General features: G+C 29.0%; 1 protein-coding gene. It reads left to right on the forward strand.

Annotation, left to right across the window (positions count from 1 at the left end):
* Positions 1-167: 167 nt before the first annotated feature.
* Positions 168-1,109, forward strand: a 942-nt coding sequence (locus tag L8X38_RS08380) for a cache domain-containing protein (RefSeq protein ID WP_263661769.1), incomplete at its 3' end; no start/stop codon positions are given.

Genomic DNA, 1,109 nt, shown 5'->3' on the forward strand with positions numbered 1-1,109 from the left:
TTGCTAAGCTGGGGTTGGTGATTTTGATTGGATGTGATTGTTATTTTTTATAATTTTTTTATTAAAAAATAGTTTTTTTATATTTAAATAATGCATTTTTTTATTAAAAATAATACAAGATAATTTTTCCCTTAAAATTTACAATTTTTAAACAAGGATAATTCATTATGAAAAACATTACAAGAAGTTTAACGGGAAAATTAACTTTTTTTGTTTTTTTAGCAATTATAGCTATTTTATTTATAGCAAATGCATTTAATTATGCCGAAGTAAAGCATGATGTTCAAAAACTCATCAATGATATACAAGTTAAAACAATGCAAGATGTTTTAAAGAATTTTGATGACTACACTGCTTCAAGAAGCGATGCTATTAGATCTGTCGCCTCTGAATTGCAAAAAAATCCTAATGCGAGTTTAGAAGAAATTTACACTATGGTTAAAGTTGCAAAAGAAGCTAGTCGTTTTGATGTGCTATATGTAGGACTTGCACACAATGGTGCAATGATTAGATCAAATGGAAACCATCAAATGCCATCTGATGGCTATGATCCTAGAACAAGAAGTTGGTACACAAGTGTTGCTTCTGGAGAAAACAAAGTTGTAATATCAAAGCCTTATATTGCCCCTAGCTTAAAAGCTCCTTCTTTATCTTTTTCATATCCTATAGTTGTTAATGGTAAATTTATAGGTGCAGTAGGTGGAAATTATGATTTAAATACTTTTTCAGATAATGTATTATCAATGGGAAGGTCACAAAGCGGATATACTGTGGTTTTAGATAATGATGGAACTATACTTTTTCATGAATCTTCTGAGGCATTATTAACAAAAAATGAATTAAGTCAAAATATAGTAAAATCATATCTTTCAACACCTGAAGGAAAATCAGGACTTCTTTCAAGCTCACCAATGTTAATTGAAGATGGAAATGCTCCTCGCAAGGCTGTGATTTGTCAGAAATCTTCAACAGGATATAATGTTTGTGTGATTGCAGATGAAAAAATCTATAAAGACCCGGTAAATAAAGCTTTAATACAACAAATCATTATTGGTGTTATAAGCTTGGTAATTGCTCTTGTAATTATAAGATTTATGATTAATTATAAT

The sequence above is a fragment of the Campylobacter sp. CNRCH_2014_2452 genome (assembly GCF_025772865.1).
GTDB lineage: Bacteria > Campylobacterota > Campylobacteria > Campylobacterales > Campylobacteraceae > Campylobacter_D > Campylobacter_D lari_D.